This is a genomic window from Erythrobacter sp. HL-111 (genome assembly GCF_900105095.1).
Taxonomy (GTDB): Bacteria; Pseudomonadota; Alphaproteobacteria; order Sphingomonadales; family Sphingomonadaceae; genus Erythrobacter.
Genome location: NZ_LT629743.1, coordinates 149852 through 172469, shown reverse-complemented (window position 1 = coordinate 172469; position 22618 = coordinate 149852). Strand labels below are relative to the sequence as shown.

General features: G+C 68.4%; 29 protein-coding genes. 11 read left to right on the top strand and 18 right to left on the bottom strand.

Annotation, left to right across the window (positions count from 1 at the left end; all coding sequences use genetic code 11):
• Nucleotides 1-81 precede the first annotated feature (81 nt).
• A complete protein-coding gene (locus BLU08_RS00865; RefSeq protein WP_157674401.1) occupies nt 82-615 on the top strand; it encodes a hypothetical protein in 534 nt (177 codons plus the stop codon).
• Nucleotides 612-1301 (top strand): Crp/Fnr family transcriptional regulator, encoded by a 690-nt coding sequence (locus tag BLU08_RS00860; protein WP_090194113.1) that lies wholly within the window; start codon nt 612-614, stop codon nt 1299-1301. Before BLU08_RS00865 ends, BLU08_RS00860 begins: the two co-directional genes overlap by 4 nt.
• A 70-nt stretch (nt 1302-1371) precedes the next feature.
• On the opposite strand, the gene BLU08_RS00855 is transcribed toward BLU08_RS00860, so the two are convergent.
• The 16 genes from BLU08_RS00855 to coxB all read right to left on the bottom strand — a co-directional run bounded on the left by BLU08_RS00855 (nt 1372) and on the right by coxB (nt 13287).
• Nucleotides 1372-1806 carry a hypothetical protein gene (locus BLU08_RS00855; protein WP_090200828.1) on the bottom strand — a complete coding sequence of 145 codons (435 nt, stop codon included), beginning with the start codon at nt 1804-1806 and terminating at the stop codon, nt 1372-1374.
• 63 nt (nt 1807-1869) lie between these two features.
• A complete protein-coding gene (locus BLU08_RS00850) occupies nt 1870-2331 on the bottom strand; it encodes a molybdenum cofactor biosynthesis protein MoaE (RefSeq protein WP_090194111.1) in 462 nt (153 codons plus the stop codon).
• Nucleotide 2332: 1 nt separating this feature from the next.
• Entirely contained in the window at nt 2333-2605 is a 273-nt protein-coding gene (locus BLU08_RS00845) for a MoaD/ThiS family protein (protein WP_090194108.1), read from the bottom strand.
• Between the two features lies 1 nt (nt 2606).
• Complete coding sequence (gene moaA / locus BLU08_RS00840; protein WP_090194106.1) at nt 2607-3677, bottom strand: GTP 3',8-cyclase MoaA; 1071 nt, start codon at nt 3675-3677, stop codon at nt 2607-2609.
• On the bottom strand, nt 3674-3988 hold the full coding sequence (locus tag BLU08_RS00835) for a Rossmann fold domain-containing protein (RefSeq protein WP_090194104.1): 315 nt from the start codon (nt 3986-3988) through the stop codon (nt 3674-3676). The genes moaA and BLU08_RS00835 overlap by 4 nt, the downstream gene beginning before the upstream one ends.
• A gap of 3 nt (nt 3989-3991) precedes the next feature.
• Entirely contained in the window at nt 3992-4375 is a 384-nt protein-coding gene (locus BLU08_RS00830) for a dihydroneopterin aldolase (protein WP_090194102.1), read from the bottom strand.
• Nucleotides 4376-4392: 17 nt separating this feature from the next.
• Complete coding sequence (locus BLU08_RS00825; protein WP_090194100.1) at nt 4393-5292, bottom strand: class I SAM-dependent methyltransferase; 900 nt, start codon at nt 5290-5292, stop codon at nt 4393-4395.
• Nucleotides 5292-6725, bottom strand: coding sequence for a threonine synthase (thrC, locus tag BLU08_RS00820; protein WP_090194098.1), 1434 nt, complete (start codon nt 6723-6725; stop codon nt 5292-5294). Before thrC ends, BLU08_RS00825 begins: the two co-directional genes overlap by 1 nt.
• A gap of 59 nt (nt 6726-6784) precedes the next feature.
• Nucleotides 6785-7417, bottom strand: coding sequence for an SURF1 family cytochrome oxidase biogenesis protein (locus BLU08_RS00815; protein ID WP_090194096.1), 633 nt, complete (start codon nt 7415-7417; stop codon nt 6785-6787).
• Nucleotides 7414-7788, bottom strand: coding sequence for a DUF983 domain-containing protein (locus tag BLU08_RS00810; RefSeq protein ID WP_233996033.1), 375 nt, complete (start codon nt 7786-7788; stop codon nt 7414-7416). Before BLU08_RS00810 ends, BLU08_RS00815 begins: the two co-directional genes overlap by 4 nt.
• Nucleotides 7788-8618, bottom strand: a complete 831-nt coding sequence (locus BLU08_RS00805) for a cytochrome c oxidase subunit 3 (RefSeq protein ID WP_090194093.1) — start codon at nt 8616-8618, stop codon at nt 7788-7790. The genes BLU08_RS00810 and BLU08_RS00805 overlap by 1 nt, the downstream gene beginning before the upstream one ends.
• A gap of 43 nt (nt 8619-8661) precedes the next feature.
• The gene (locus BLU08_RS00800) at nt 8662-9252 is read right to left on the bottom strand and encodes a cytochrome c oxidase assembly protein (RefSeq protein ID WP_090194091.1); all 591 of its coding nucleotides are present in this window, start codon (nt 9250-9252) and stop codon (nt 8662-8664) included.
• Between the two features lies 1 nt (nt 9253).
• Nucleotides 9254-9379, bottom strand: a complete 126-nt coding sequence (locus BLU08_RS15575) for a hypothetical protein (protein ID WP_255361268.1) — start codon at nt 9377-9379, stop codon at nt 9254-9256.
• Nucleotides 9376-10329: a heme o synthase gene (locus BLU08_RS00795; protein ID WP_090194088.1), complete on the bottom strand. Its 954-nt coding sequence runs from the start codon at nt 10327-10329 to the stop codon at nt 9376-9378. Before BLU08_RS00795 ends, BLU08_RS15575 begins: the two co-directional genes overlap by 4 nt.
• Nucleotides 10330-10434: 105 nt before the next feature.
• The gene (gene ctaD, locus BLU08_RS00790; protein ID WP_090194085.1) at nt 10435-12156 is read right to left on the bottom strand and encodes a cytochrome c oxidase subunit I; all 1722 of its coding nucleotides are present in this window, start codon (nt 12154-12156) and stop codon (nt 10435-10437) included.
• A gap of 51 nt (nt 12157-12207) precedes the next feature.
• On the bottom strand, nt 12208-13287 hold the full coding sequence (coxB, locus tag BLU08_RS00785) for a cytochrome c oxidase subunit II (RefSeq protein ID WP_090194083.1): 1080 nt from the start codon (nt 13285-13287) through the stop codon (nt 12208-12210).
• A gap of 266 nt (nt 13288-13553) precedes the next feature.
• On the opposite strand from coxB, the gene pyrE reads away from it, so the two are divergent.
• From pyrE to BLU08_RS00740, 9 genes are all read left to right on the top strand, one after another.
• Nucleotides 13554-14132 (top strand): orotate phosphoribosyltransferase, encoded by a 579-nt coding sequence (gene pyrE / locus BLU08_RS00780; RefSeq protein WP_090194081.1) that lies wholly within the window; start codon nt 13554-13556, stop codon nt 14130-14132.
• 26 nt (nt 14133-14158) lie between these two features.
• Nucleotides 14159-14914 carry a pyridoxine 5'-phosphate synthase gene (locus BLU08_RS00775; protein WP_090194078.1) on the top strand — a complete coding sequence of 252 codons (756 nt, stop codon included), beginning with the start codon at nt 14159-14161 and terminating at the stop codon, nt 14912-14914.
• On the top strand, nt 14914-15201 hold the full coding sequence (locus BLU08_RS00770) for a pyridoxal phosphate biosynthetic protein (RefSeq protein ID WP_090194076.1): 288 nt from the start codon (nt 14914-14916) through the stop codon (nt 15199-15201). The genes BLU08_RS00775 and BLU08_RS00770 overlap by 1 nt, the downstream gene beginning before the upstream one ends.
• 69 nt (nt 15202-15270) lie before the next feature.
• Complete coding sequence (gene acpS, locus BLU08_RS00765) at nt 15271-15729, top strand: holo-ACP synthase (protein WP_090194073.1); 459 nt, start codon at nt 15271-15273, stop codon at nt 15727-15729.
• Entirely contained in the window at nt 15726-16709 is a 984-nt protein-coding gene (gene lepB, locus BLU08_RS00760) for a signal peptidase I (RefSeq protein WP_233996032.1), read from the top strand. Before acpS ends, lepB begins: the two co-directional genes overlap by 4 nt.
• Before the next feature lie 26 nt (nt 16710-16735).
• On the top strand, nt 16736-17944 hold the full coding sequence (locus BLU08_RS00755; RefSeq protein ID WP_090194069.1) for a DUF3089 domain-containing protein: 1209 nt from the start codon (nt 16736-16738) through the stop codon (nt 17942-17944).
• Nucleotides 17941-18411 (top strand): Holliday junction resolvase RuvX, encoded by a 471-nt coding sequence (gene ruvX / locus BLU08_RS00750; protein WP_090200823.1) that lies wholly within the window; start codon nt 17941-17943, stop codon nt 18409-18411. Before BLU08_RS00755 ends, ruvX begins: the two co-directional genes overlap by 4 nt.
• 58 nt (nt 18412-18469) lie before the next feature.
• Complete coding sequence (locus BLU08_RS00745) at nt 18470-18949, top strand: PaaI family thioesterase (RefSeq protein ID WP_090194067.1); 480 nt, start codon at nt 18470-18472, stop codon at nt 18947-18949.
• Nucleotides 18942-19334, top strand: a complete 393-nt coding sequence (locus tag BLU08_RS00740) for a PaaI family thioesterase (protein ID WP_090194064.1) — start codon at nt 18942-18944, stop codon at nt 19332-19334. The genes BLU08_RS00745 and BLU08_RS00740 overlap by 8 nt, the downstream gene beginning before the upstream one ends.
• Here the strand turns inward: BLU08_RS00740 and BLU08_RS00735 are convergent.
• Both BLU08_RS00735 and cobS read right to left on the bottom strand, forming a co-directional pair.
• Nucleotides 19331-21520: a transglycosylase domain-containing protein gene (locus BLU08_RS00735; RefSeq protein ID WP_090194062.1), complete on the bottom strand. Its 2190-nt coding sequence runs from the start codon at nt 21518-21520 to the stop codon at nt 19331-19333. The genes BLU08_RS00740 and BLU08_RS00735 overlap by 4 nt on opposite strands.
• Before the next feature lie 60 nt (nt 21521-21580).
• Entirely contained in the window at nt 21581-22528 is a 948-nt protein-coding gene (gene cobS, locus BLU08_RS00730) for a cobaltochelatase subunit CobS (RefSeq protein WP_090200821.1), read from the bottom strand.
• Between the last annotated feature and the right edge of the window lie 90 nt (nt 22529-22618).

The window sequence follows — 22618 nt, the reverse complement described above, 5'->3', positions numbered from 1 at the left end:
GCGCCGCGAAGGGCTGCCGACCCCGAAGGGCGCCTCTTGCGGCTTTGCCGGGCGCGAGTGTCATGCTAACACGACACAGGCATGATGACACTCCCTCCGCGCATTTTGACAGTCCTGCTCCCGGGCGCGCTTTGCGCCGGATGTGCGGGCGCGGGCGGGGACTATCCCTCGCTCGCGATTCGCGATGTCGAGCGGCAATATGGCCGCTTCCTCCCGACCGAAGGCGCCCGATCCGGGCCGACACCGGCCGAGGTCCCGGCGCCGGTTCCGCCCGTCGCGGGCTCCGCGGCGATCGCCGCCCTCGTCGACGACGCGCAAGGCTCCCACGCCCGTTTCGAGCAGCGCGAGGACAGCGTCGCGGCGCAGGTCGGCGCGGCGCGCGGACGGGGGATCGACAGCGATGCGCGCGCCGCAGCGCTGACCGCGCTGTCGGACCTGACCGCCCTCAGGAGCGCGACCGCCGTCCCGCTCGGCGATCTCGACTTGCTTGCGGCCGAGGCCGCCACCACTTTCGCACCGACGGGTGACATCGACGCCGCACGCGCCCTCGTGCTGGCACTGGTCGAACACCAGGACGCTGTGCTGGCCGAGCTTTGGACGGAGATGGATCGATGAACCTGCAATGCACCACCTGTCCGGTGCGCGAGACCGCGGCCTGCGCGGTGCTCACCCCCGAGGAACGCGATGCCATGGCCGCCGCCGGGCACACGCGCACCCTGCGGCGCGGCGAAATGCTCTTCGCCGCCGGGGACGAGGACGCGGCCTGCGCGACGCTGGTATCGGGAGCGCTCAAGGTCTCGGCGATCGACGCCAACGGGAACGAGCAGATCCTCGCGCTGGTCCACCCGGCGGGCTTCATCGGGGAACTGTTCGCCCCCTTCGCCCATCACGACGTGGTCGCCCTGACCGAAAGCAAGCTGTGCACCTTCGCGCGCGGCGATTTCGAACGGGCGATCGACGATCACCCCGCCCTCGCCCGCGCGCTGCTGCGCCGCAGCCACGAGGACCTGCTCGCGACGCGCGCCCTGCTCGAACTCACCGGCCACGCCAGCGCCGAGGCGCGGCTTGCCGCCCTGCTGCACGATTTCGCCGCCGCGGCGAGCCAGTCCTCGTGCCATGTCGCCGCCGAATTCGACCTGCCGCTGACCCGCGGGGAAATCGCCAACATGCTCGGCCTGACGATCGAGACGGTCAGCCGCAAGCTCGGCGAGCTCGAGGATACCGGCGCGATCCGGCGCAAGGGCAAGCGCGGGATCGAACTGCTCGACCCCGCACTCCTCCACGAAATTTCGGGGCGCTAGGGGGGAGAGGTCCGGCGCCCCTCGGCGGAAGCTGGCGCTCCCGCCGAAACCCTTTCGCAGCAGGCCCTTCTCAGGACACCAGCGCCGCGATGGTCGCCGCCGCGAGGCCCCAGAAGAACACCAGCACCGGCAGCAGCAGGACCTGCACCGCCGCATCGCGCGGGGCGCACGCGCCCGTGTGGGTCACGATCCCGAACCGTCCGAACTGGCCAAGGCTGAGCGGCCTGCCGTCATTGCCCTTCATGCGCGTCCAGATCGCCGGCACGCCGAAGGCCGCGACGACGAACAGCGCGATCATCGTCATCGGGATCGCGAGCGCCGGATTGGCGAAGGCCATGGCGGTCACGCCGACAAAGCCGAGATAGCACGCCGCCGTCACGCCATAGAGCGCGCCCGGCAGGCCGAAGCTGCGGTCGCGTGCGGGGACCGGTGCTGGCACCTGTGCGGGCGCATCGACGATCCGCGCGTCGCCCCGGGCGAGGATGTCCCGAACCTGTTTGCTCATCATCTCCCTCCTTCTTCGATGAAGGGAAATTAGCGCGGCGCCGCCGTGCTTCGTTGATCGCGGTCAAACAGGCGCGTTTTTTCCGCGCCAGCGCGCAAGGTCGGCGTGATCCTCGACGCGCGGTTCGATCCAGCGCCATCGGCCGCGGCGCAATTCGCGCTTCCACAGCCATGCGGCGGCCTTGAGATGATCCATGCAATAATCGACCGCCTCGATCGCGCTGCGCCGGTGGGTGGCCGCGGCGCCGACATAGACCAGCGGCTGCCCGACCGTGTGGAGGCCGAGCGAATGGTAGACCAGCAGCGCCCCGACCCCGAAGCGCCGCGCCGCGCGCTCGACCATGTCCTGCATGGCCGGGCGGGTGAGCGGTTCGTAATGGAGGAGTTCGAGCGCCTCGACCCCGTCATCGCCCCGCACCCGCCCGACAAAGCTCGCCTGCGCCCCGGCATCGCCGCCCGCCGCGGCAAGTTCCCGGTCGAGATCCGCCGGGTGCCAGGGGCCGCAGCCGACGCGCGCGCGGATCATGTCAGCCGCCCGAAACCGGCGGGAGCAGCGCGACCTCGTCCCCATCGCGCGCGTCGAGCGCGGTCTTGTCGGAGAGCACGCGGCCCGCACAGGCCAAGTGGACACGCTCGCCCGCGACCTCCCGGGCGAGCGCGGGTTCGAGCGATGCGAGCAGCCCCGACCAGTCGAGCGGGGCGGTGACGATGCGCCGCCCGGTCCCGGCAAGGTCCGCGAGCGGCCCGAGAAAGACGAGCGTCACGCTGCCGCCGCCGCCTTCGCTCCCCGGTGCGCCCACTTCAGCCTCCGGTGATCGACATGTGGCGGCCGAGCTGCGGCCCCGCCCCGCGCTCGTCCATGCGGAAGCGGTGCCTTTCGGGCTTGATCGCCATGGCCCGTCCGAGCGCCGCGGCAAGCTCCTCCTCCGGCCGCTCGGAGCGCAGCGCGGCGCGCAGGTCGACCCGCTCCGCCCCGCCAAGACAGGGGTAGAGCTGCCCGGTCGCGGTGACGCGCAGGCGGTTGCAGCCGGCGCAGAAATTGCCCGTATGCGGCGCGATGAAGCCGAGCCTGCCGCGCGTTTCGGCGATCTCGACATAGCGCGCCGGGCCGCCGGTCGCGTGGCTCGTATCGGTCAGCGTCCAGCGCTGCTCCAGCCGCGCGCGGACCTCGGACAAAGGGAGATACTGGTCGAGCCGTTCCGCCTCGACATCGCCGAGCGGCATCACCTCGATCAGCGTCACGTCGTGGCCCTCGCCGTGCGCCCAGGCGATGAGGTCGGGCAGTTCCTCCTCGTTCATCCCCTTCAGCGCGACCGCGTTGAGCTTGACCCTTAGCCCGGCCTCGCGCGCGGCGGCGATCCCCTCCAGCACCTGCGGCAGCGCATCGCGCCGCGTCAGCGCCTCGAACCGGGCGCGGTCGAGCGTGTCGAGCGAGACGTTGACCCGCCGCACGCCCGCCTTGGCCAGCGCCTCGGCGTGCCGGGCAAGCTGCGTGCCGTTGGTGGTGAGCGTGAGCTCGTCGAGCCCGTGGCCGAGCCGCCGCCCCAGCATCTCGAACAGGTGCATGATGTCGCGCCGCACCAGCGGTTCGCCCCCCGTGATGCGAATCTTGGTCACGCCGCGCTCGATGAAGCCGCAGGCAAGCTCGTAGAGCTCCTCGAGGCTCAGCACCTCGCGCTTGGGCAGGAAGGTCATGCGTTCGGGCATGCAGTAGCTGCACCGCAGATCGCAGCGGTCGGTCACCGAGAGGCGCAGGTAGGTGATGGCACGGCGGAAAGCGTCGACCAGCGGGCGCGGCTCGTCATTGACCGCGATGAGGTCGCGCCGCCGCGTGAGGGAATCGATCGTGGTGACGCGCCGCTGCTCGCTCATGAAAGCGGGATATACTGCCCTGTAATGCCGGGCGCATCTGCCAAATATGCGAGCGCGGCCGCGCGGGCCTCGCCCCCGGGTCCGCCGACGAGGTTGACCCGCTTCGGCGTCCACGCGCGGGCGAGGTCGCGGGCGAGCGTGCGGCGCCAGTCGTCGTGGTCCGTCCCGGCGGCGGGCAGGCAGATCGCGAGCGCCGTCACGCCCTCGCCTTCCAGCATCGCCTCGGCTTCGGCGAGGTGCCGCGCGTGGAGGACCGCGCTCGCGGCGAGCGGTTCTTGCGGCAGGGAGGCGACGGTGAGGACGACCTGCAAGGCCTATTCCCCGCCGCGCGGGCGTTCGCGGTGGAGGGTGATGCCGATGCTTTCCCCCGCTTCGGCGATCGCGAGCTTGACGATCTTGACCGTCACTGCCTCGACCCGCGCGTCGCCGATTAACAGGGTTTCGCAGATGTGCTCGGCGACCGCCTCGATCAGCTTGAAATGGACGCCCTGCGGCAGGCCTTCGGTCGCCGCGAACTTGAGGTCCATGTAGTTCTTGCTGGCATCGAGCGGCGTGTCGGGATCGTAGCGTTCGGCGGGCCGGTAGCGCGCCGCGACCGAGATGCGGAGCGGCTGCGGACGTCCGGTTTCCTCCGAATAAATGCCGGTCAGGACATCGACTTCGAGATCGGCGACTTCGAGGGTTAGCGAATCGGTCATTGCGGTCATGAGCGCCCTTAGCCCGGATTGCTCCAGCGCGCGAAGATCGCGGTCGGCAGGCGGCGGCGCGGGGCGTCTCCGGCAGGTTCCTCGATCACGGCAAGGTCCCCGTGTTCGATTCCGCCGGGCAGGTGGACGAGCGCCTCTTCCAGCAGTCCGGCGAGCGCGAGGCTGCTCATCCGCACGGCATAGACGGTGAGGAAGAGGAACCGGCTGTCGGCATCGAGCAGCCTGGCGCAATCGTGGACGAGCGGGGCGAGGCCCTCTTCCAGCCGCCAGGTCTCGTTCTTCGGCCCGCGCCCGAACTTGGGCGGGTCGAGGATGATCCCGTCATAGCGCCTTTCGCGCCGCACCTCGCGCGCGGTGAACTTGGCCGCGTCGTCGACCAGCCAGCGGATCGGCCGGTCCTCCATGCCCGAAAGCGCCGCGTTGTCCCGCGCCTGCGCGACCGATTTCTTCGACGCATCGACGTGCGTCACGCTGCCATGGCGCGACAGGGCGAGAGTGCCGAGGCCGGTGTAGCCGAACAGGTTGAGCGTCGCGGCATCCTCGCGGCCCGAAAGTTGCGCGCGCATCCAGTCCCACACCACGGCCATGTCGGGGAAGAATTGCAGGTGGCGAAAGGGCGTCGGGCGGGCGGTGAAGCGGACCTCGTTCCAGGCCAGGTGCCAGCCCTCTTCGGGCAGATCCTCCCCGAAATCCCACCGCCCGCCGCCGTCCTCGTCCGAGCCGGGGACGAATTCGCCCGCCGCGCGCCAGTCGGCAAGCCGCGGCCGCCACAGCGCCTGCGGCTCGGGCCGGATGAAGGCATGGGGGCCGAACGCCTCGAGCTTGCGCCCCGCCCCGCTGTCGATCAGGCGGTAGGCGTCCCAGCCATGGCATTCCATCACGAGAGGAGCGGGCGCGAGTTGCGCCATCAGGCCTCCGCCGGGTCGGCGTCGGTCCGGGCAAGCGCGTGTTCGAGCACGAAATCGCGGCTCGCCTCGTAATCGCCGGGAAGCTCGGTGAAGCTCTCTTCGCGGGCGAACAGGTCGCCGACCCGCCCCGGCAGGTTCGGGCGCACGCCGATCGCGCGCTCGACCGCTTCGCGGAACTTGGCCGGGTGGGCGGTGGCGAGCGTGACCAGCGGCGTGCCGGGTTCGACCGCGCCCTTCGCGGCGCAGGCGAGGCTCGCGTGGAGGCCCACCCCGGTGTGCGGGTCGATCACCTGCCCGGCCTGCCGCCACGCCCATTGCAGGGCGCGCGCGGTGTCGTCCTGGTCGGCGCGGCAGCTGGTGAAGAGCGCCGCGGCGCCCTCCCTCTGGGCGTTCGTCAGCTGCATCGCCCGCGCCGTCTCGAACCCGCGCATCTGTTCCGCCATGGCGGCCCCGTCGCGGCCGCCGCAATCGAACAGGAGCCGCTCGAAATTGGAGCTTACCTGGATGTCCATCGACGGCGTGTGAGTCGCGGTCACATCGCCGGCGCTGTAATCCCCGCTGGTGAGCGCGCGGTGGAGGATGTCGTTGACATTGGTCGCGACGATCAGCCGTTCGACGGGCAGGCCCATCTTCGCGGCGACATAGCCGGCGAAGACATCACCGAAATTGCCGGTCGGCACGCTGTAGGCGACCGGGCGGTCGGGTGCGCCCAGTTGCAGGGCGGAGGCGAAGTAATAGACCACCTGCGCCATCAGCCGCGCCCAGTTGATCGAATTGACCGCACCCAGCGCGAGCGGTCCGTTGATCGCGGGATCGCCGAACATCCGCTTCACATGGGCCTGCGCGTCGTCGAAGCTGCCTTCGATTGCGAGGTTGTGGACATTGGGCGCGCGCACGGTCGTCATCTGGCGGCGCTGGACCTCGCTCACCCGGCCTTTCGGGTGAAGCATGAAGATCTCGACCCTCTCGAGGCCCGCGACCGCGCGGATCGCGGCGGAGCCCGTATCCCCGCTGGTCGCGCCGACGATGGTGAGCCGCTCGCCCCGCCGATCGAGGAAGGTCTCGAACAGGCGCCCGAGCAATTGCAGCGCGACGTCCTTGAACGCGAGCGTTGGCCCGTGGAAGAGTTCGAGCAGCCAGTGGCGCTCGTCGAGCTGGACCAGCGGCGTGACGGCGGCGTGGCCGAATTCGCCATAGACCTCGTGGCAGATCGCGGACAGTTCCCCGGCGGTAAGACTGCCCTCGACGAAGGGCTGCATCACCCGCGCGGCGATATCGGCGTAGGACAGCCCGCGCATCGCCCGGATCTCCTCCGGCGAGAAGCGCGGCCATTCGCGCGGCAGGTAGAGGCCCCCGTCGCTCGCGAGCCCCGCCAGCGTCACCCCTTCGAAATCGAGCGCGGGCGCGCTCCCCCGTGTGGATAGGTATTCCATCGAATACGGCGGTTAGCGCGCCGCGGGACGTGCGGCAATGGCGCGGGCCGCGCGCAGGCTCATTTCCGCGTCCCCAGCCGCGAGCGAATGGCGAATCCGTACATGACGAGCGCCGTCAGCGCGAAGAAGAACCACTGCCCCGCATAGGCCCAGGAGGAATTCTCCTCCGCCGCGAGCGGCTGCGGCTGGGCCGAAGGGACGAGCCCGTCCGGTGCCTGCTCGGCGACGATCATCAGCCTCGCGTCGCGCTGCGCCCTGGTGACGAGTTCGCCGAGGCCGCGTTCGTCCGGTTCGAGGATGGCGCGCCCGCGGATCGCTCCCCCCGCCCAGCGCGGTTCGGCCCCCGGATCGGCGGAGACACCCATGTCGGCCTTGAACCGCGTGCCTGTCGGCGCATGGAGGCAGGTCGCGATCTGCCGCCAGCCGTTGCGCCCGCGCGTGTCCTTGCCCCCGATCGCCTCCCATTCGAGCACCTCCGAGCATTCGGCTTCGAGCGTGCGGTAAAGGAAGCTCTCGTCGTAGGGATCGGCATAGGGATAGGACGCAGGGGGCAGTTCGACGCGCTGGGCGAGGGTCGCGATGCGCGTGTCCTTTTCCTGCGCGCGGCCGATCTGCCAGATGCCGAGGCCGATCATCGCGACGACCGCGGCAAGCACGAGGATCGTGGGCAGGACGGGCAGGCGGCGGATCATCGGGCAGGACGCCTGTCGTACTGGCGGTAAAGCAGCGCGGTGCGGTAGAAGCGCAGGGCGAAGATCACCCCGCCCACGGTAAGCGGCGCCCAGACCAGCGCCGAAAGCCACAGCGGCGGGCGAAGCAGCGCATCGACGCCGAGCGCCGCGCCGATCAGCACCGCCGCCAGCACCATCGTCAGCAGGCCGGCGAGCCGCCCGCCCCGTTCCAGCGCGCCGAGATCGAGCCCGCACGCCTCGCACGAAAGCGCGATGCGAGCAGGAGCCTCGAACAGGGTGGGCGCACCGCAGCGGGGGCACAAACCGAAAAGGGCAGCCCGGCCAAGACCCGGCTGCCCCTTTTCGCGTTCAGGGCCTGAGCCCTGCTGCATCAGTGGTATTCGGCGCCCCAGCCGCCCCAGACATAGACGGCGATGAACAGGAACAGCCACACCACGTCGACGAAGTGCCAGTACCACGCCGCCGCTTCGAAACCGAAATGCTGGCGCGGGGTGAAGTGGCCGAGATAGGCGCGATACAGGCATACGGCGAGGAAGATCGTGCCGACGATCACGTGGAAGCCGTGGAACCCCGTCGCCATGTAGAAGGCGCTCGAATAGGTGTTGCCGCCGAAGGCGAAGGGCGCGACCGAATATTCGTAGGCCTGGATGAAGCTGAACAGCACGCCGAGCGCGATCGTCGCCCACAGGCCCTGCTTGAGGCCCCTGCGATCGCCGTGGATCAGCGAATGGTGCGCCCAGGTCACCGTCGTGCCCGAACACAGCAGGATCAGCGTGTTGAGCAGCGGCAGCGCGAAGGGATCGAGCACTTCCTCGATCGCCTTGGGCGGCCAGACGCCGCCGACCACTTCGGCGAGGGTCGAGGGGAACAGCGAGAAGTCGAACCACGCCCAGAACCAGCCGACGAAGAACATCACTTCCGACGCGATGAACAGGATCATGCCGTAGCGCATGTGAAGCTGCACCACCGGCGTGTGGTCCCCGCGCTCGGCTTCGACGACGATGTTCTTGAACCACATGAAGAAGGTCGCGATCAGCCCCGCGAGCCCCGCCCACATGACGATCGAGGCGGCCTGGCCGAACAGGTCGGGATAGAAGCTCAGCACCATGCCCGAGGTGAAGGTCAGCGCCGACATCGACCCGACGAAGGGCCAGATATCCGGCTCCAGGATGTGATAGTCGTGGTTTACCTTGCCTGCCATTGTTCTCGTTCCCGTCCCTTAGGAAATGTGCGTGCGGATTGGCCTAGCGCGCGAGCCCGCTCGATACGGGCTCCTTCGCGCGGTGGAAAGTGTAGCTCAGCGTGATCTGTTCGACATCGGCCATGACCTCGTCCTGCTCGATCGCGGGATCGATGTAGAACAGGACCGGCATGTTGACCTTCTCGCCCGGCTGCAGCGTCTGTTCGGTGAAGCAGAAGCACTGGACCTTCTGGAAATAGCGCCCGGCCTGCGCCGGCTCGACGTTGAAGGTCGCGGTGCCGGTGATCGGCTCGTCGGAATTGTTGACCGCGGTGTAGGTGGCGATGTCGCGTTCGCCGATGCGGACGGTTTCGGTTCTCTGGTCCGGGCGGAAGCTCCACGGCATCCCGCTCGCGGTGGAGGCGTCGAACCGGACCGAGATCGTGCGGTTGACCCCCGCGGCCGCGGCGCGCGCGGCGTCGTCCTCGGAAGCGACCTGCGTCGTTCCGGCAAAGCCCGTGACCCGGCAGAACAGGTCGTAGAGCGGCACGGCCGCATAGCCGAGCCCGAGCATGAACGCGGCGAACAGGAGCGCGAACAATCCGGTCCGCAGGTTCCGGCGCGAGGTTTCGATATCGAGCGCGGTCGTGCCCATGTCAGTCTCCCATCCGCACGAGGGTGATGGCGTAGAACAGCACCACGAAGAACAACAGGGTCCCGCCGACCACGAGATTGCGGCTCTTGCGGCGGCGCTTGAATTCCTCTTCCTCTTCCGGCGTCACGCCCCGATCCCCTGGAGCATCCCCGGCCCGATCAGGCCGTTCGCGAACAGCACCCGGTCGGCGACCAGCGCGGCGAAGAGGGCGAAGAGGTAGTAGATCGAGAACTTGAAGAGCAGCTTTTCCTCGCGCATCGAATCCTCTTCGCGCCGCTCCCGCGTGCCGACGGGGACGGCGAGCGCGATGAAGAGGGCGGAAAGGACCACGGCAACCGAACCATAGACCCAGCTCGTCCCGCCGATGACCCACGGCGCGATGGCGATGGGCGCGAGGACGAAGGTGTAGACGAGGATGTGCTGGCGCGTCGTCCTCTCGCCCGCGACCACCGGCAGCATGGGGATGCCGACCTTGGCGTAGTCCGACTTCACGAACAGCGCGAGCGCCCAGAAATGCGGCGGGGTCCAGAAGAAGATGATCGCGAAGAGCAGCACCGGCATGGCGGTGATCTCGCCCGTGACCGCGACCCAGCCGATCAACGGCGGGAAGGCGCCCGAACCGCCCCCGATGACGATGTTCTGCGGCGTGCGCGGCTTGAGCCACATCGTGTAGACGACGGCGTAGTAGACGATCGCGATGGCGAGCGTCGTCGCGGCGAGCCAGCCGATCGCGACGCCCATCAGCACGACCGAGACCGCCGACAGGAACACGCCGAAATCGCGCGCGTCCTCGCGCCGCATCCGGCCCGCGGGCAGGGGGCGCTTGGCGGTGCGCTTCATGCCCTTGTCGAGATCGGCTTCCCACCAGTGGTTGAGCGCCGCCGAACCGCCCGCGCCCATCGCGATGGCGAGGATCGCGGTGAAGCCCAGCACCGGGTGGATCGTCCCCGGCGCCGCCAGCAGGCCGCAGATCCCGGTGAAGATCACCAGCGTCATCACGCGCGGTTTCGTCAGCGTGAAGAAATCACGCCATTCGGCCGGCATCAGGCTCGTCTGGTTCGCTGTGGTCTGCATCATCGTGTTCTCTATTCGAAGGAAGGCGCACCCGCCGGCGCGCCCTCCCCCGTTTTCCCTTGTCGACAGGCCCCGCGTCGGGGGGGGCCTTTGCGAAAAGCTCTCCCGTCAGGCGGTCGCCGGCTTGTCGCCGAGCGGACGGTGATCGTGGTAGCTGTGATGATCCTCGATCACCGGCAGCGTCTCGAACTGGTGGAACGGCGGCGGCGAGGACAGCGTCCATTCGAGCGTCGTCGCGCCTTCGCCCCACGGATTGCCTTCGGCCCGGCGACCGGCGGCCAGCGAGTAGGCGATGTTGATGAAGAAGAACACCATCGAGAACGCCATGATGTAATAGCCGTAGGTGCTCACCTGGTGCCACAGCGTGAAGGCTTCGGTGTAGTCCGGATAGCGCCGCGGCATCCCCTGCATCCCGAGGAAGTGCTGCGGGAAGAAGATCACGTTCACCCCGATGAAGAACAGCCAGAAGTGGATGTGGCTGAGCAGTTCGGAATGCATCCGCCCGCTCATCTTCGGGAACCAGTAGTAGAAGCCCGCGAACATCGAGAACACCGCGCCCATCGACAGCACATAGTGGAAGTGCGCGACGACGTAGTAGGTGTCGTGCAGATTGTCGTCGATGCCGCCGTTGGCCAGCACGACGCCAGTCACGCCGCCCACGGTGAACAGGAAGATGAAGCCCAGCGACCACACGAGCGGCGACTTGAATTCGAGGCTGCCGCCCCACATCGTCGCAACCCAGCTGAAGATCTTCACGCCGGTCGGGACCGCGATGACCATGGTGGCCGCGGTGAAGTACATCTTCGTGTTCACGTCGAGACCGACCGTGTACATGTGGTGCGCCCACACGATGAAGCCGACGACGCCGATCGCGACCATGGCGTAGGCCATGCCGAGATAGCCGAACACGGGCTTGCGGCTGAAGGTCGCGACGATCTGCGAGATCATGCCGAAGCCCGGCAGGATCATGATGTAGACTTCCGGGTGGCCGAAGAACCAGAACAGGTGCTGATAGAGCACCGGGTCGCCGCCGCCCGCCGGATCGAAGAAGGTCGTCCCGAAATTGCGATCGGTCAGCAGCATGGTGATCGCTGCGGCCAGAACCGGCAGGGCGAGCAGCAGCAGGAAGGCCGTGACCAGCACCGACCACACGAACAGCGGCATCTTGTGCAGGGTCATGCCCGGCGCGCGCATGTTGAAGATGGTGGTGATGAAGTTGGTCGCACCCAGGATCGAGCCCGCGCCGGCGAGGTGGAGCGAGAAGATCGCGAAATCGACCGCGGGACCGGGCGAGCCGGTGGTCGAAAGCGGAGCGTAGACCGTCCAGCCCACGCCCGCGCCGTTGCCCGCGCCGCCCGGCACGAACATCGAGAACAGCAGCGAGAAGAAGCCCGCCACCGTCAGCCAGAACGAGACGTTGTTCATGCGCGGGAAGGCCATGTCCGGCGCGCCGATCATCAGCGGCACGAACCAGTTGCCGAAGCCGCCGATCATGGCCGGCATGACCATGAAGAACACCATGATGAGGCCGTGCGCGGTGATGAACACGTTCCACATGTGGAGCGCGGTGTTGAGATCCTCGCCCCCGCCCATGAAGCCGGCCCACCAGGTCAGGTACTGGATCCCCGGTTCGGCCAGTTCCAGCCGCATGATGCCCGAGATCGCGCCCCCGATGATCCCCGCGATGATCGCGAAGATCAGATAGAGCGTGCCGATGTCCTTGTGGTTGGTCGACATGAACCAGCGGGCGAAGAAGCCCGGCTTGTGATCCGCGTGCGTGTCCGCGTGATCTTCCCGGTGGATGTCGAAGCCTTCAGCTGTGGTGGCCATTGTGTTCGTCTCTCGGTCGGTTCGTATTCGTTCTGATCGGTCGGGCGCAGATTACAGGGCAAGCGCCACTTCGGTCGTTTCCTCGACCGCGGTGTCCTCGGCGGCGGAAGCTTCTTCGACCGCCTCGTCACCCGGCATGGTGCCGCCCTGCGAGCGGACCCATGCGGCGAATTCGTCCGGCGGCAGGGCCTCGATCGCGATCGGCATGTAGGCATGGCGCGTCCCGCACAGCTCGCTGCACTGGCCGTAATAGACGCCCGGCTCGTCGATCGTCAGCAGCTTCTCGTTGAGGCGGCCGGGGATCGCGTCCTGCTTGAACCACAGCGACGGGATCGCGAAGGAATGGATCACGTCCGCGCCGATCGTCTGGATCCGCAGCGGCACGCCCACGGGCACGACCATGCGGTTGTCGACCGCGAGCTGCGGCGGTTCGCCGTTCTTGATGGCATCGGCGTCCGACAGCATGTTCGAGATGACCTCGATCTCGCCATGGTCGGGATAGGAATAGCCCCAGTACCACTGGTAACCGGTCGCCTTGATCGTCACCGCGTCTTCCGGCGGGGTTTCGTACTGGCGCGCGAGCAGGGTGAGCGAAGGCACGGCGATCACGACGAGGATCGCGGCGGGCAGGATCGTCCAGACCACCTCGATCGCGGTGTTGTGGGTCGTCTTCGACGGTTCGGGATTGGCCCGGCGGCTGTAGCGGACCACGACATAGAGCAGCAGGCCCAGAACCAGCAGCGAGATCGCGGTGATCACCGGCAGCAGGAACCAGTTGTGCATCCACAGCGCGTATTCCCCGTCCTTGGAATACTGGTCCTGGAAAGTCAGCGACTTGGCCATCGCGCCCGGTTCGCCGGTGCGCGGGTCGGTCGGCATCCCCTTGTCCCTGGTCGGGGCCATCGGGGAGTAGGCACCTTCGGTCTGGGGCGGGACAGTCTCGCTGGCGACGATTTCGCCCTCGGCCGCGCTCTCGGGCGCTTCGCCGAAGTTCTCGCCGCTGCCCGGCGCGGCGGAGATGGCGTCGGCATCGTCCTGCGCGACGACCGCCTGCGGCGCGGCGACGAACGCCAGCGCGGCCAGCAGCGACAGGGTAGCGAATTTGATACGGAGGGTGTGACCCATCTTCATGTGCCTAAGTTGTTTCCAGATCTGATCCCGTGTCACCCCGTTCGAAACCTTTAGAAAGGCGGGAAGGGCGACGCAACGCCGACAGCTTTGCCAGTGTTGGGGCCGCCTTAGCCGCGCTTGCCCGTACCCTCAAGCGCTACTAGGGAGATTTTTATGCAAGCTTCCATGCCGACCGCGCAAGCCCGCGCAAATCCGGGGTTTGCACACACGCGGCCCGCCGCTCCATCCAACAGGTTCCCAGCATGACACACCCCCCCTTGCGCCCCATGAACGAGGCCGAAGTGCTCGCCGAATTCCGCGCCTCGGGCGCGCTGCTCGAAGGGCATTTCAAACTTTCCTCGGGCAGGCACAGCGGCCATTACCTGCAATGCGCGCGCGTTCTCATGAACCCCGCGCGCGCTGCCCGCCTGGCCGAAGCGGTGGTGGCGGGCATCCCCGCCGACGTGGTGGAGCGCGTCGACACCGTCGTCTCCCCGGCGATGGGCGGCATCATCGTCGGCCACGAGGTCGGCCGGGTGCTGGGGAAGGACGCGCTCTTCCTCGAACGGCCCGAGGGCACCTTCCACCTGCGCCGCGGCTTCGCGCTCGATCCCGGGGCGAAGGTGCTGATGGTCGAGGACGTGGTGACGACCGGCCTTTCGAGCCGCGAGGCGATCGCGGCGGTCGCGCGCGAGGGCGGCGAGGTGATCGCCGAATGCGCGCTGATCGACCGGTCCTGCGGGATGGTCGATCTCGGCGTGCCCTTCCACCCGCTCGCCGCCTTCGATTTCCCCACCTACGACGAAGGCGACATCCCCGAGGAACTCGCCCGGATCGCCGTGACCAAGCCGGGTAGCCGCAAATAGCGCTTTGATCTAAGGGGCGCGACGCGATGACCAGGACCTTCCACCCCAACCCGCTCAGGCTCGGCGTGAACATCGATCACGTCGCGACGATCCGCAACGCGCGCGGCGGGGACCACCCGGACCCGGTGCGCGCCGCCGAAATCGTCGCCGGGGTCGGCGGGGACGGCATCACCGCGCACCTGCGCGAGGATCGCCGCCACATCCGCGACGAGGATCTGCGCCGCATCCAGGACGCGACCGACCTGCCCCTCAACCTCGAAATGGCGGCGACCCGCGAAATGCTCGCCATCGCGCTGCGCCACAGGCCCCACGCCGCCTGCATCGTGCCCGAAAAGCGCGAGGAGCGCACGACCGAAGGCGGCCTCGACGCGGCGGGGTTGCACAACACGCTCGTCCCCATCGTCGAGGAACTGAAAAGCGCCGGCATCCGCGTGTCGCTGTTCATCGAGCCGAACGAGCGGCAGCTCGACGCGGCGCTCGGGCTCGGCGTGCCGGTGGTGGAGTTCCACACCGGCGAATACGCCCACGCGGTCCAGGACGGCGATCGCGAGCGCACCGCGGCCGAGCTCAAGCGCATTTCCGACATGGCCGCGCTTGCCGCCAAGAACGGGATCGAACCGCACGCCGGGCACGGCCTGACCTTCGACAACGTCACGCCCATCGCCGCCATCCCCCAGATGGCCGAGCTCAACATCGGCCACTACCTGATCGGCGAGGCGGTGTTCATCGGGCTCGAAGGGGCGATCCGGCGGATGCGCGGATTGATGGACGAGGCCCGCTAGTGGCGGACGAACCGCCCGCGGACCTCACCGCCGAACAGAAGCGCTGGGCCTTCTTCGGTTCGACCCTGTTCCTCACCGCGGTCGGGTTTCTCGGCTTTGCCGTGGCCGAGGGGGTCATGCTCGCCTTCGCCATCGGCTGGGTCGTGCTGCTGGCGTTCGGCTATGCCGGATCGCTCTCCCGCGCTAGGGGCGATTTCGCCCACCCCCTGTTCAAGGGGCAGGTGATGATCCATTTCGTGGTCCTCGGCCTGCTGGTCGCCTTGATCCTGAAGGGGCCGCCGGCCTGATCGGGCAAGTATAATCGCGGGGGGCTTCCGGCGGCTTCGCGCGTAGGATTGGCGAAGGACATTTCCTCCATGATCATCGGCCTCGGTTCCGACCTTTGCAACATCGAACGCATCCAGAACTCGCTCGACCGTTTCGGCGAGCGGTTCGAGGCGCGGGTCTTCACCGACACCGAGCGCACCAAGGCCCGCCGCCGCCCCTTCACCATCGCCGGAACCTACGCCAAGCGCTTCGCCGCCAAGGAGGCCTTTTCAAAGGCCGTGGGCACGGGTTTCCGGCGCGGCGTCTTCATGAAGGACATCGGCGTCGTCAACGCACCCTCGGGCGCGCCGACCCTCGCGCTGGCGGGCGGGGCGGCAAAGCGGCTTGAAGAATTGACGCCCCAAGGGCATGAGGCGCGCATTCATCTCACCCTAACCGACGATCATCCATGGGCCTATGCCCTCGTCCTGATCGAGGCCCTTCCCCTTGGCGATGCCCCCGACGGACCTGTCCTGACCCATCCGCCCCATCCGAGACCCGCCCCGTGACCGACCACGACACCGAACCCGCCGCCCCGCATTCCCCCGAACCCGCCGCCCCGGGAACCGGCGGCGCGGGCGGCACGGCGCCCGCGCCGCCCGCGAGGGGGGAGGAGAAGGAAAAGGTCAACTGGTTCGCCGAAGCACGCGGCCTCGCGCTCATGCTGCTGGTCGTGCTCGCCTTCCACAGCCTCGTCGCCAAGCCGTTCTACATCCCCTCCGCCTCGATGATGCCGACGCTGTGGGTGGGCGACCGCCTGATCGTCACCAAGTATCCCTACGGCTGGTCCTGGGCCTCGGCGAGCTTCCACCTCCTGCCGCGCGGGGACTGGCGGATCTGGCCCGACACGCCCGAATACGGCGACATCGTCATTCCCGTGCACCCGATCCGCAACGAGGACTACATCAAGCGCGTGGTGGCTCTGCCCGGCGACACGATCGAGCTGCGCGAGGGGCGCATCATCCTCAACGGCACGCCGATAGAGCGCGAACAGGTCGCTTCGGTCCGCCTGCCGCTCGAACCGGAACTCTACTGCAACCGGATCGACGGGCTTTCGGCCCCCTGCCTCGACGCCTTCGAGGATCACCGCGTCACCACCTCCGAAGGCACGTTCTTCGAACCGCCGACCTTCCGCGAGACGCTGCCCAACGGCGCGACCTATCTCGTGATCGACCATGAACGCGTGCGCTTCGACGACCACGGCCCGGTCACCGTCCCCGAAGGCCACGTCTTCGTGATGGGCGACAACCGCGACCATTCGGCCGACAGCCGCGCGAGCATCGCCGAAAGCGGGCTCGGCGGGCCGGTTCCGCTCGAAAACATCGGGGGCCGGGCGGAATTCATCACCTTCAGCCTCGACGGGTCGACCACCTGGAACCCGCTGAGCTGGTTCTCCAGCCTGCGCGAAGACCGGGCGTGGACGACGCTGCGCCCCGCGATCGCCGAAGGCACCGCAGTGGGCGAGGCGGCCAAGCTCACCGCCGATTGAATCGCTCGAAGGACCGGGGCAAGCCCATGGCGAAGAAATTCCTCTACCTCGTCGCGATCGTGATCGTCCTGTTCCTCGCGGGCGCGATCGCGCTCAATCTCTTCGCGACCGAGATCACGCGCTTCGTCTACGTGCCGAGGGGCGATTTCGTCGCGCAGGAGCCGCTCGAGGAAAACGCCTACCAGGACCCGGCGCTATGGTATTCGCGGCCCGGCATCGGCACCTCCGACCCGGCGCGCTGGCAGCCCGCCTACGCGCCCGAAGGCGAAGTGCCGAGCGGGGTGGACGAAGCGGCCAAGGCCCGCGTCCTGTCGACCGACCAGCCCCCTTTCGCGGTCTTCTTCGTCCATCCGACGAGCTATCGCAGCACAAGCAACTGGAACGCCCCGATCGCGCTCACCGACGACGCCGATCCCGACACCGAAGAGGCCGAGCGGATCGCGCGCATCTATGTCCGCGGCATGGCGAGCCCGTTCAACGCCGCGTCCGAGATCTGGGTGCCGCGCTATCGTCAGGCGACAATGGGTGCCTTCCTCACCGACTCGCCCGAGGCGCAGCAGGCGCTCGATGCCGCCTATGCCGACGTGCGGGAAGCCTATGCCTATTTCCTCGATTCGATCGGCGAGGACACGCCGTTCGTGCTGGCCGGGCACAGCCAGGGCGCGCTCCACCTGATGCGGCTTCTGAAGGACGAGGTGAAGGGCTTGGACGCGGCGGACCGGCTGGTCGCGGCCTATGCCGTGGGCTGGCCGATCTCGGTCGAGCACGACCTGCCCGCGATGGGTGTCCCGGCCTGCGCCACCGCGAGACAGACCGGCTGCGTGCTGTCGTGGTCGAGCTTTGGCGTGCCTGCCGATCCCGCCGCGGTGATCGAGGCCTACGCGGCCTCCGAAGGCTTCGACGGCGAACAGCGCGGGGCGAGCGAGATCCTCTGCACCAATCCGATCACCGGGACCTACAGGGGCGCCGCGCCGGCGAGCGCCAATGCGGGCACTCTGAAACCCGACGAGACCATGGCGAACGGCGAACTCGTGCCCGGCGGGGTGCCGGCGACCTGCGACACGCGCGGGCTCCTGCTGGTCGGCCCGCCGCCCGAGATGGGGCCCTTCGTCCTGCCGGGGAACAATTACCACGTCTACGACATCCCGCTGTTCTGGGCGAACACCAAGCTGGACGTGGCCCGCCGGGTGCAGGCCTTCGCCGGGGCTGCCGGCCAGGCGGAAACCGGCCGCTGATCACCGAACACGCCCCCGATTTCGCGGACGCCCTGCCCGATGGCGGGGCGCTGCTCGGTCTCGACCTCGGCACGAAGACCATCGGCACGGCGACCTGCGATGCGGGCTGGCGATTCGCGACCGCCGGCCGGACCATCGCGCGCGGCAAGTGGGGGCGCGACCGCGAGACGCTCGCCCTGCTGCTGGCCGAACGTCAGGTGAAGGGCATCGTCATCGGCCTGCCGCGCAACATGGACGCCAGCGAAGGCCCGCGCGCGCAGGCATCGCGCGCCTATGCCCGCAACTGCGCGGAAGCCTTCGCGCTGCCCGTCCTGCTGTGGGACGAACGCTGGTCGACCAGAAGCGCCGAGGCGGCGATGATCGGGCAGGACATGAGCCGCAGGAAGCGTGCGGCGGCGATCGACAGCCATGCCGCGGCCGTCATCCTGCAGGGCGCGATCGACCGGCTTGCGGGGGGCGTGCTTTAGGTGCGCCCCGATGATTTGGGGATTGGATGCGGGCGGCCGCGCCCCTAGGGATCATGCCATGAACGATCAGCCGAAATTCGACGCCGGGGAGGCGGGCAAGTACTTCTTTCGCGGCGGGCATCCGGGCTGGCTCGGGCTCGAATATGTCTCGCATGGCGCCAACTGGGTGGAACTGAAGCTCCCCTGGCGCGAGGACCTGCTGGGCGAACCCGACCGGCCCGTGCTCGCGTCCGGTCCGATCGTCAGCCTGATGGACATGGCGAGCGGGATGTCGATCTGGCAGACGACCGGCGCGTTCACGCCCGTCGCGACGCTCGACCTGCGGGTCGATTACCAGCGCCCCGCGCGCGAGCGCAGCGCTGTGTGGGGCCGGGTCGAATGCTACCGCGTCACCCGTTCGGCCGCCTTCGTGCGCGGGATCGCGCATGACGGGGACGAGGCGGACCCCGTGGCGCATATCGCGGGGGTCTTCATGCAGGTTTCCTACGACGCGAAACAGCGGCTCGAGGCCAAGAGCGAAGGGCGCGACGATGACTGAGCCGCTCGAACTCACCGCCTATGCCCGCTCGCTCGGCATCGAGGTCGCAGGCCGCGAGGACGGCGTCCCGGTCCTTGCGGTCGATTTCGGGCGCAACGTGGAGGGGCGGCCCGGCCATTTCCACGGCGGGGCGACTGCGGGCCTGCTGGAAACCGCGGGCTACGCCGCGCTTCGCACCCGCCTCCTCGCCGAAGGGCGCGAGCCGCTGCTCAAGCCGATCGGGATCACGGTGCAGTACCTTTCCGCCGGGCGGCAGAAGCGCACCTATGCCCTCGCCCGGATCGTGCGGCTGGGACGGCGCAACGCGAACCTCACGGTCGAGGCGTGGCAGGACGACCGCACCCGCCCGATCGCCAGCGCGGTGATGAACATCCTGATGGCCTAGTTCGGGGGCTCGCCCGCGGGCGCGAGCTCGAGCCCGTCCTCGCCCAGGCGCAGTTCGACCGGTTCGCCGTCGATCTCGGTCGACACCGTCACCCCGCCCTGTTCGATCCTGAGGGTCGAGCCGTTTTCGTCCAGCGGGATTTCCTCCCCCTCCTCCACGTCGAAGGGCTGGACCGGGCCTTCGGGATCGGGCGATGCGGTCGGCTTCGGCGCCGGCGCCGGGCCGCCGAGCCGCAGCGCGCCGCGCATGAAGTCCTTCCAGATTCGCGCGGGCAGGCTCCCCCCGGTGACACCGTCCAGAGGCGAATTGTCGTCGTTGCCGACCCACACGCCGACCACCAGCCGCGCCGCGCCCTCCCCCGCATAGCCGACGAACAGCGCGTCGCGGTAATCCTGCGTCGTCCCGGTCTTGCCGTAATTCGCAACCGGCAGCATTGCCGCGCGCCCCGTGCCGCGGTTGACCGCCACCCGCAGCATCCGCTCGATCGCCTCGTGGTGGCGGCGCGAGAGGCTGTCCTCGCGGCTGGTCAGCCATTCGAGCCATCCGCGCTCCTCGCGCTCGAAGGGCCGCGGGGTCACCGGGAAGGCATTGCCCGCGACGCCCGCATAGGCGGCGACGAGTTCGATCAGCGTCATCGTCGAGCTGCCGAGCGCGAGGCTCGGATCGCCTTCGGGCAGGGGCGAGGCGACGCCCAGCTTTCGCGCCATGCGGATGACCCGCTCCGATCCGACCTCGTTCATCAGCCGCACCGCGGCGACATTGCTCGACGAGGCCAGCGCCTGTTCGAGCGTTATCGTTTCGGAATAGCTCTCCCGTGCGTTCCTCGGCTGGTAGGCACCGCTTTCGAAGGGCGTGTTCGCGATCGTGTCCTCCGGCTCCCATCCGGCCTCGAGCGCGGCGAGATAGACGAACAGCTTGAAGGTCGAACCCGGCTGGCGGCGGGCCTGCGTCGCGCGGTTGAAGGGCGATGCCGCGTAATCCCTGCCCCCCACCATCGCGACCACTTCTCCCGACGGCCGCATCGCCACCAGCGCGACCTGTGCTTCGCCCAACGGCGCGCGCGCGGCGACACGGCCCGCCAGCGCCTGCAGGCGGGAATCCAGCGTCGTCGTCAGCACCTGGCGGGAATAGCTCGCCTCCATCCCCTCGCGCGCAATCGGCAGCGCCCAGTCGGCGAAATAGGTGCCGGTGGGAAGGTCGTCCCGCGTCCTCACGTCGAGCCGCGGCGCGGGCAGCGCATCGGCCTCGCCCTGCGTCAGATAGCCCTCCTCCACCATCGCCGAAACAACAAGATCCATGCGCGCCTTCGCCCGGTCGTAATGCCTGGTCGGGGCATAGGCGCTGGGGGCCTGCAACAGCCCCGCCAGCATTGCCGCCTGCTGCGGCAGGAGGTTTTCCGGCTGGCGGTAGAAATAGTGCAGCGAGGCGGCACGCAGGCCATACTGGTTGTCGCCGAAATAGGCGTTGGAAAGGTAGCGTTCGAGGATCTCGTCCTTGGTCAGCCACGCCTCCAGCCACAGCGCGATGAGCGCCTCGCGCGCCTTGCGGGTCAGCGTCTGTTCGGGGGTGAGGAAGGTGAACTTGGCAAGCTGCTGCGTGATGGTCGAGCCCCCGCCCCGCCCGGTCCAGGCGGCGCGGGCGATGCCGCGCGGATCGATCCCCCAGTGCGACCGGAACCGCCGGTCCTCGATCGCGATGAAGGCCTGCGAAACGTGCGGCGGCAGCTTCGCGATCTCGACCGGCGCATCGACCATCGCCCCCGCCCGCGCGATCGGCGTCCCGTCGCTCGCCAGCAGCGTCACTTGCGGCGCGGCGATGGGTTGGAGGCTTTTCGACAGCGGCGCCGTGACCGCGAGCCATGCGACGAGGAGGAAGAAGGCGAGCAGCGCGGCGGCGATGCCCCGGACCATCCACCACAGACGCCCGCGCGCGCGCCAATAGTCACGCTGCCACCACCCGAGCCGCCGGCGCTCTTCCGCTTCGAGAGCGCCGTCGACCTGCGCGAGCCCTTCGTCCCACCGGGCGTAATCGGGCGCAGGCGCGGCGCGCGGAGGCGCGTTCTCGTCTTCGTCGTCGATGATCGGGCGCCGGCTTTCGTAGAGCGGGAAATAGCCGGCTTCGCGTGCCTCTCCGCCATCGCGCCCGTTCGCGCGCACCGGTCTGCGGAATCGCTCGAACAGGCCCATGACTTGCTGTGTTAGCAGGCTAACACGCCCGGGCACAAGCGCGATCGCGGTCGCCGGGCGCTAGCGCCCCTTCGCCGCCCCTTCCGGCAGGTCCTCGCCGAAGACGCGCTGGTAATATTCCGAAACCAGCATCCGCTCGGCCTCGTCGCACTTGTTGAGGAACGACAGGCGAAAGGCGAAGCCGACCGACTTGAAGATCGCCGCGTTCTGCGCCCAGGTGATGACGGTGCGCGGGCTCATCACGGTCGAGATGTCGCCGTTCATGAAGCCCTGCCGGGTCAGTTCGGCGACCTTGACCATGTCGGCGATGACCTTGTCATCGGTTTCGGGCGTCTTGGACTTGACGATCTGCTGTTCGGTCTCGGGCGGGAGATAGTTGAGCGCGACGACGATGTTCCAGCGGTCCATCTGCGCCTGGTTGATCGCCTGCGTGCCGTGATAGAGGCCGCTGGTATCGCCGAGGCCAACCGTGTTGGTCGTGGCGAAGAGGCGGAACCACGGGTTGGGCGTGATGACGCGGTTCTGGTCGAGCAGGGTGAGCCGCCCGTCGAATTCGAGCACGCGCTGGATCACGAACATCACGTCGGGGCGGCCCGCGTCGTATTCGTCGAAGGTCAGCGCGACGGGGTGCTGCAGCGCCCACGGCAGGATGCCTTCCTTGAATTCGGTCACCTGCAAGCCGTCCTTCAGCACGATCGCATCGCGCCCGACGAGGTCGATGCGGCTGATGTGCGCGTCGAGGTTCACCCGCACGCTCGGCCAGTTGAGGCGCGCGGCGACCTGTTCGATATGGGTCGACTTGCCGGTGCCGTGATAGCCCTGCACCATTACCCGGCGGTTGTGCGCGAAGCCCGCGAGGATCGCGAGCGTGGTGTCGGGATCGAACACGTAATCCCTGTCGAGTTCGGGCACGTGTTCGTCATTGGCGGAAAAGGCGGGAACCTGCCAGTCCACGTCGATCCCGAAGGTGTCCTTCACGTCGATCGTCGTATCGGGCTCGGAGGGCATGGCCCCGGCGAATTCTTCTGTCGAATGGTTGTTCATCGCGCGGGAGGGTTAAAGGGCCGAAGCCCGCCCTGCAAGCCGGTCTGCCCTGCC

What these genes read in the sequence shown, in the direction of transcription:
- BLU08_RS00865 (WP_157674401.1), top strand. Translation starts at nt 82, where the DNA reads ATGATGACACTCCCTCCGCGCATTTTGACAGTCCTGCTCCCGGGCGCG.
- BLU08_RS00860 (WP_090194113.1), top strand. Translation starts at nt 612, where the DNA reads ATGAACCTGCAATGCACCACCTGTCCGGTGCGCGAGACCGCGGCCTGC.
- BLU08_RS00855 (WP_090200828.1), bottom strand. Translation starts at nt 1,806, where the DNA reads ATGAGCAAACAGGTTCGGGACATCCTCGCCCGGGGCGACGCGCGGATC.
- BLU08_RS00850 (WP_090194111.1), bottom strand. Translation starts at nt 2,331, where the DNA reads ATGATCCGCGCGCGCGTCGGCTGCGGCCCCTGGCACCCGGCGGATCTC.
- moaA (WP_090194106.1), bottom strand. Translation starts at nt 3,677, where the DNA reads ATGAGCGAGCAGCGGCGCGTCACCACGATCGATTCCCTCACGCGGCGG.
- BLU08_RS00830 (WP_090194102.1), bottom strand. Translation starts at nt 4,375, where the DNA reads ATGACCGATTCGCTAACCCTCGAAGTCGCCGATCTCGAAGTCGATGTC.
- BLU08_RS00825 (WP_090194100.1), bottom strand. Translation starts at nt 5,292, where the DNA reads ATGGCGCAACTCGCGCCCGCTCCTCTCGTGATGGAATGCCATGGCTGG.
- thrC (WP_090194098.1), bottom strand. Translation starts at nt 6,725, where the DNA reads ATGGAATACCTATCCACACGGGGGAGCGCGCCCGCGCTCGATTTCGAA.
- BLU08_RS00815 (WP_090194096.1), bottom strand. Translation starts at nt 7,417, where the DNA reads ATGATCCGCCGCCTGCCCGTCCTGCCCACGATCCTCGTGCTTGCCGCG.
- BLU08_RS00810 (WP_233996033.1), bottom strand. Translation starts at nt 7,788, where the DNA reads ATGCAGCAGGGCTCAGGCCCTGAACGCGAAAAGGGGCAGCCGGGTCTT.
- BLU08_RS00805 (WP_090194093.1), bottom strand. Translation starts at nt 8,618, where the DNA reads ATGGCAGGCAAGGTAAACCACGACTATCACATCCTGGAGCCGGATATC.
- BLU08_RS00800 (WP_090194091.1), bottom strand. Translation starts at nt 9,252, where the DNA reads ATGGGCACGACCGCGCTCGATATCGAAACCTCGCGCCGGAACCTGCGG.
- BLU08_RS00795 (WP_090194088.1), bottom strand. Translation starts at nt 10,329, where the DNA reads ATGATGCAGACCACAGCGAACCAGACGAGCCTGATGCCGGCCGAATGG.
- ctaD (WP_090194085.1), bottom strand. Translation starts at nt 12,156, where the DNA reads ATGGCCACCACAGCTGAAGGCTTCGACATCCACCGGGAAGATCACGCG.
- coxB (WP_090194083.1), bottom strand. Translation starts at nt 13,287, where the DNA reads ATGAAGATGGGTCACACCCTCCGTATCAAATTCGCTACCCTGTCGCTG.
- pyrE (WP_090194081.1), top strand. Translation starts at nt 13,554, where the DNA reads ATGAACGAGGCCGAAGTGCTCGCCGAATTCCGCGCCTCGGGCGCGCTG.
- BLU08_RS00775 (WP_090194078.1), top strand. Translation starts at nt 14,159, where the DNA reads ATGACCAGGACCTTCCACCCCAACCCGCTCAGGCTCGGCGTGAACATC.
- acpS (WP_090194073.1), top strand. Translation starts at nt 15,271, where the DNA reads ATGATCATCGGCCTCGGTTCCGACCTTTGCAACATCGAACGCATCCAG.
- BLU08_RS00755 (WP_090194069.1), top strand. Translation starts at nt 16,736, where the DNA reads ATGGCGAAGAAATTCCTCTACCTCGTCGCGATCGTGATCGTCCTGTTC.
- BLU08_RS00745 (WP_090194067.1), top strand. Translation starts at nt 18,470, where the DNA reads ATGAACGATCAGCCGAAATTCGACGCCGGGGAGGCGGGCAAGTACTTC.
- BLU08_RS00740 (WP_090194064.1), top strand. Translation starts at nt 18,942, where the DNA reads ATGACTGAGCCGCTCGAACTCACCGCCTATGCCCGCTCGCTCGGCATC.
- BLU08_RS00735 (WP_090194062.1), bottom strand. Translation starts at nt 21,520, where the DNA reads ATGGGCCTGTTCGAGCGATTCCGCAGACCGGTGCGCGCGAACGGGCGC.
- cobS (WP_090200821.1), bottom strand. Translation starts at nt 22,528, where the DNA reads ATGCCCTCCGAGCCCGATACGACGATCGACGTGAAGGACACCTTCGGG.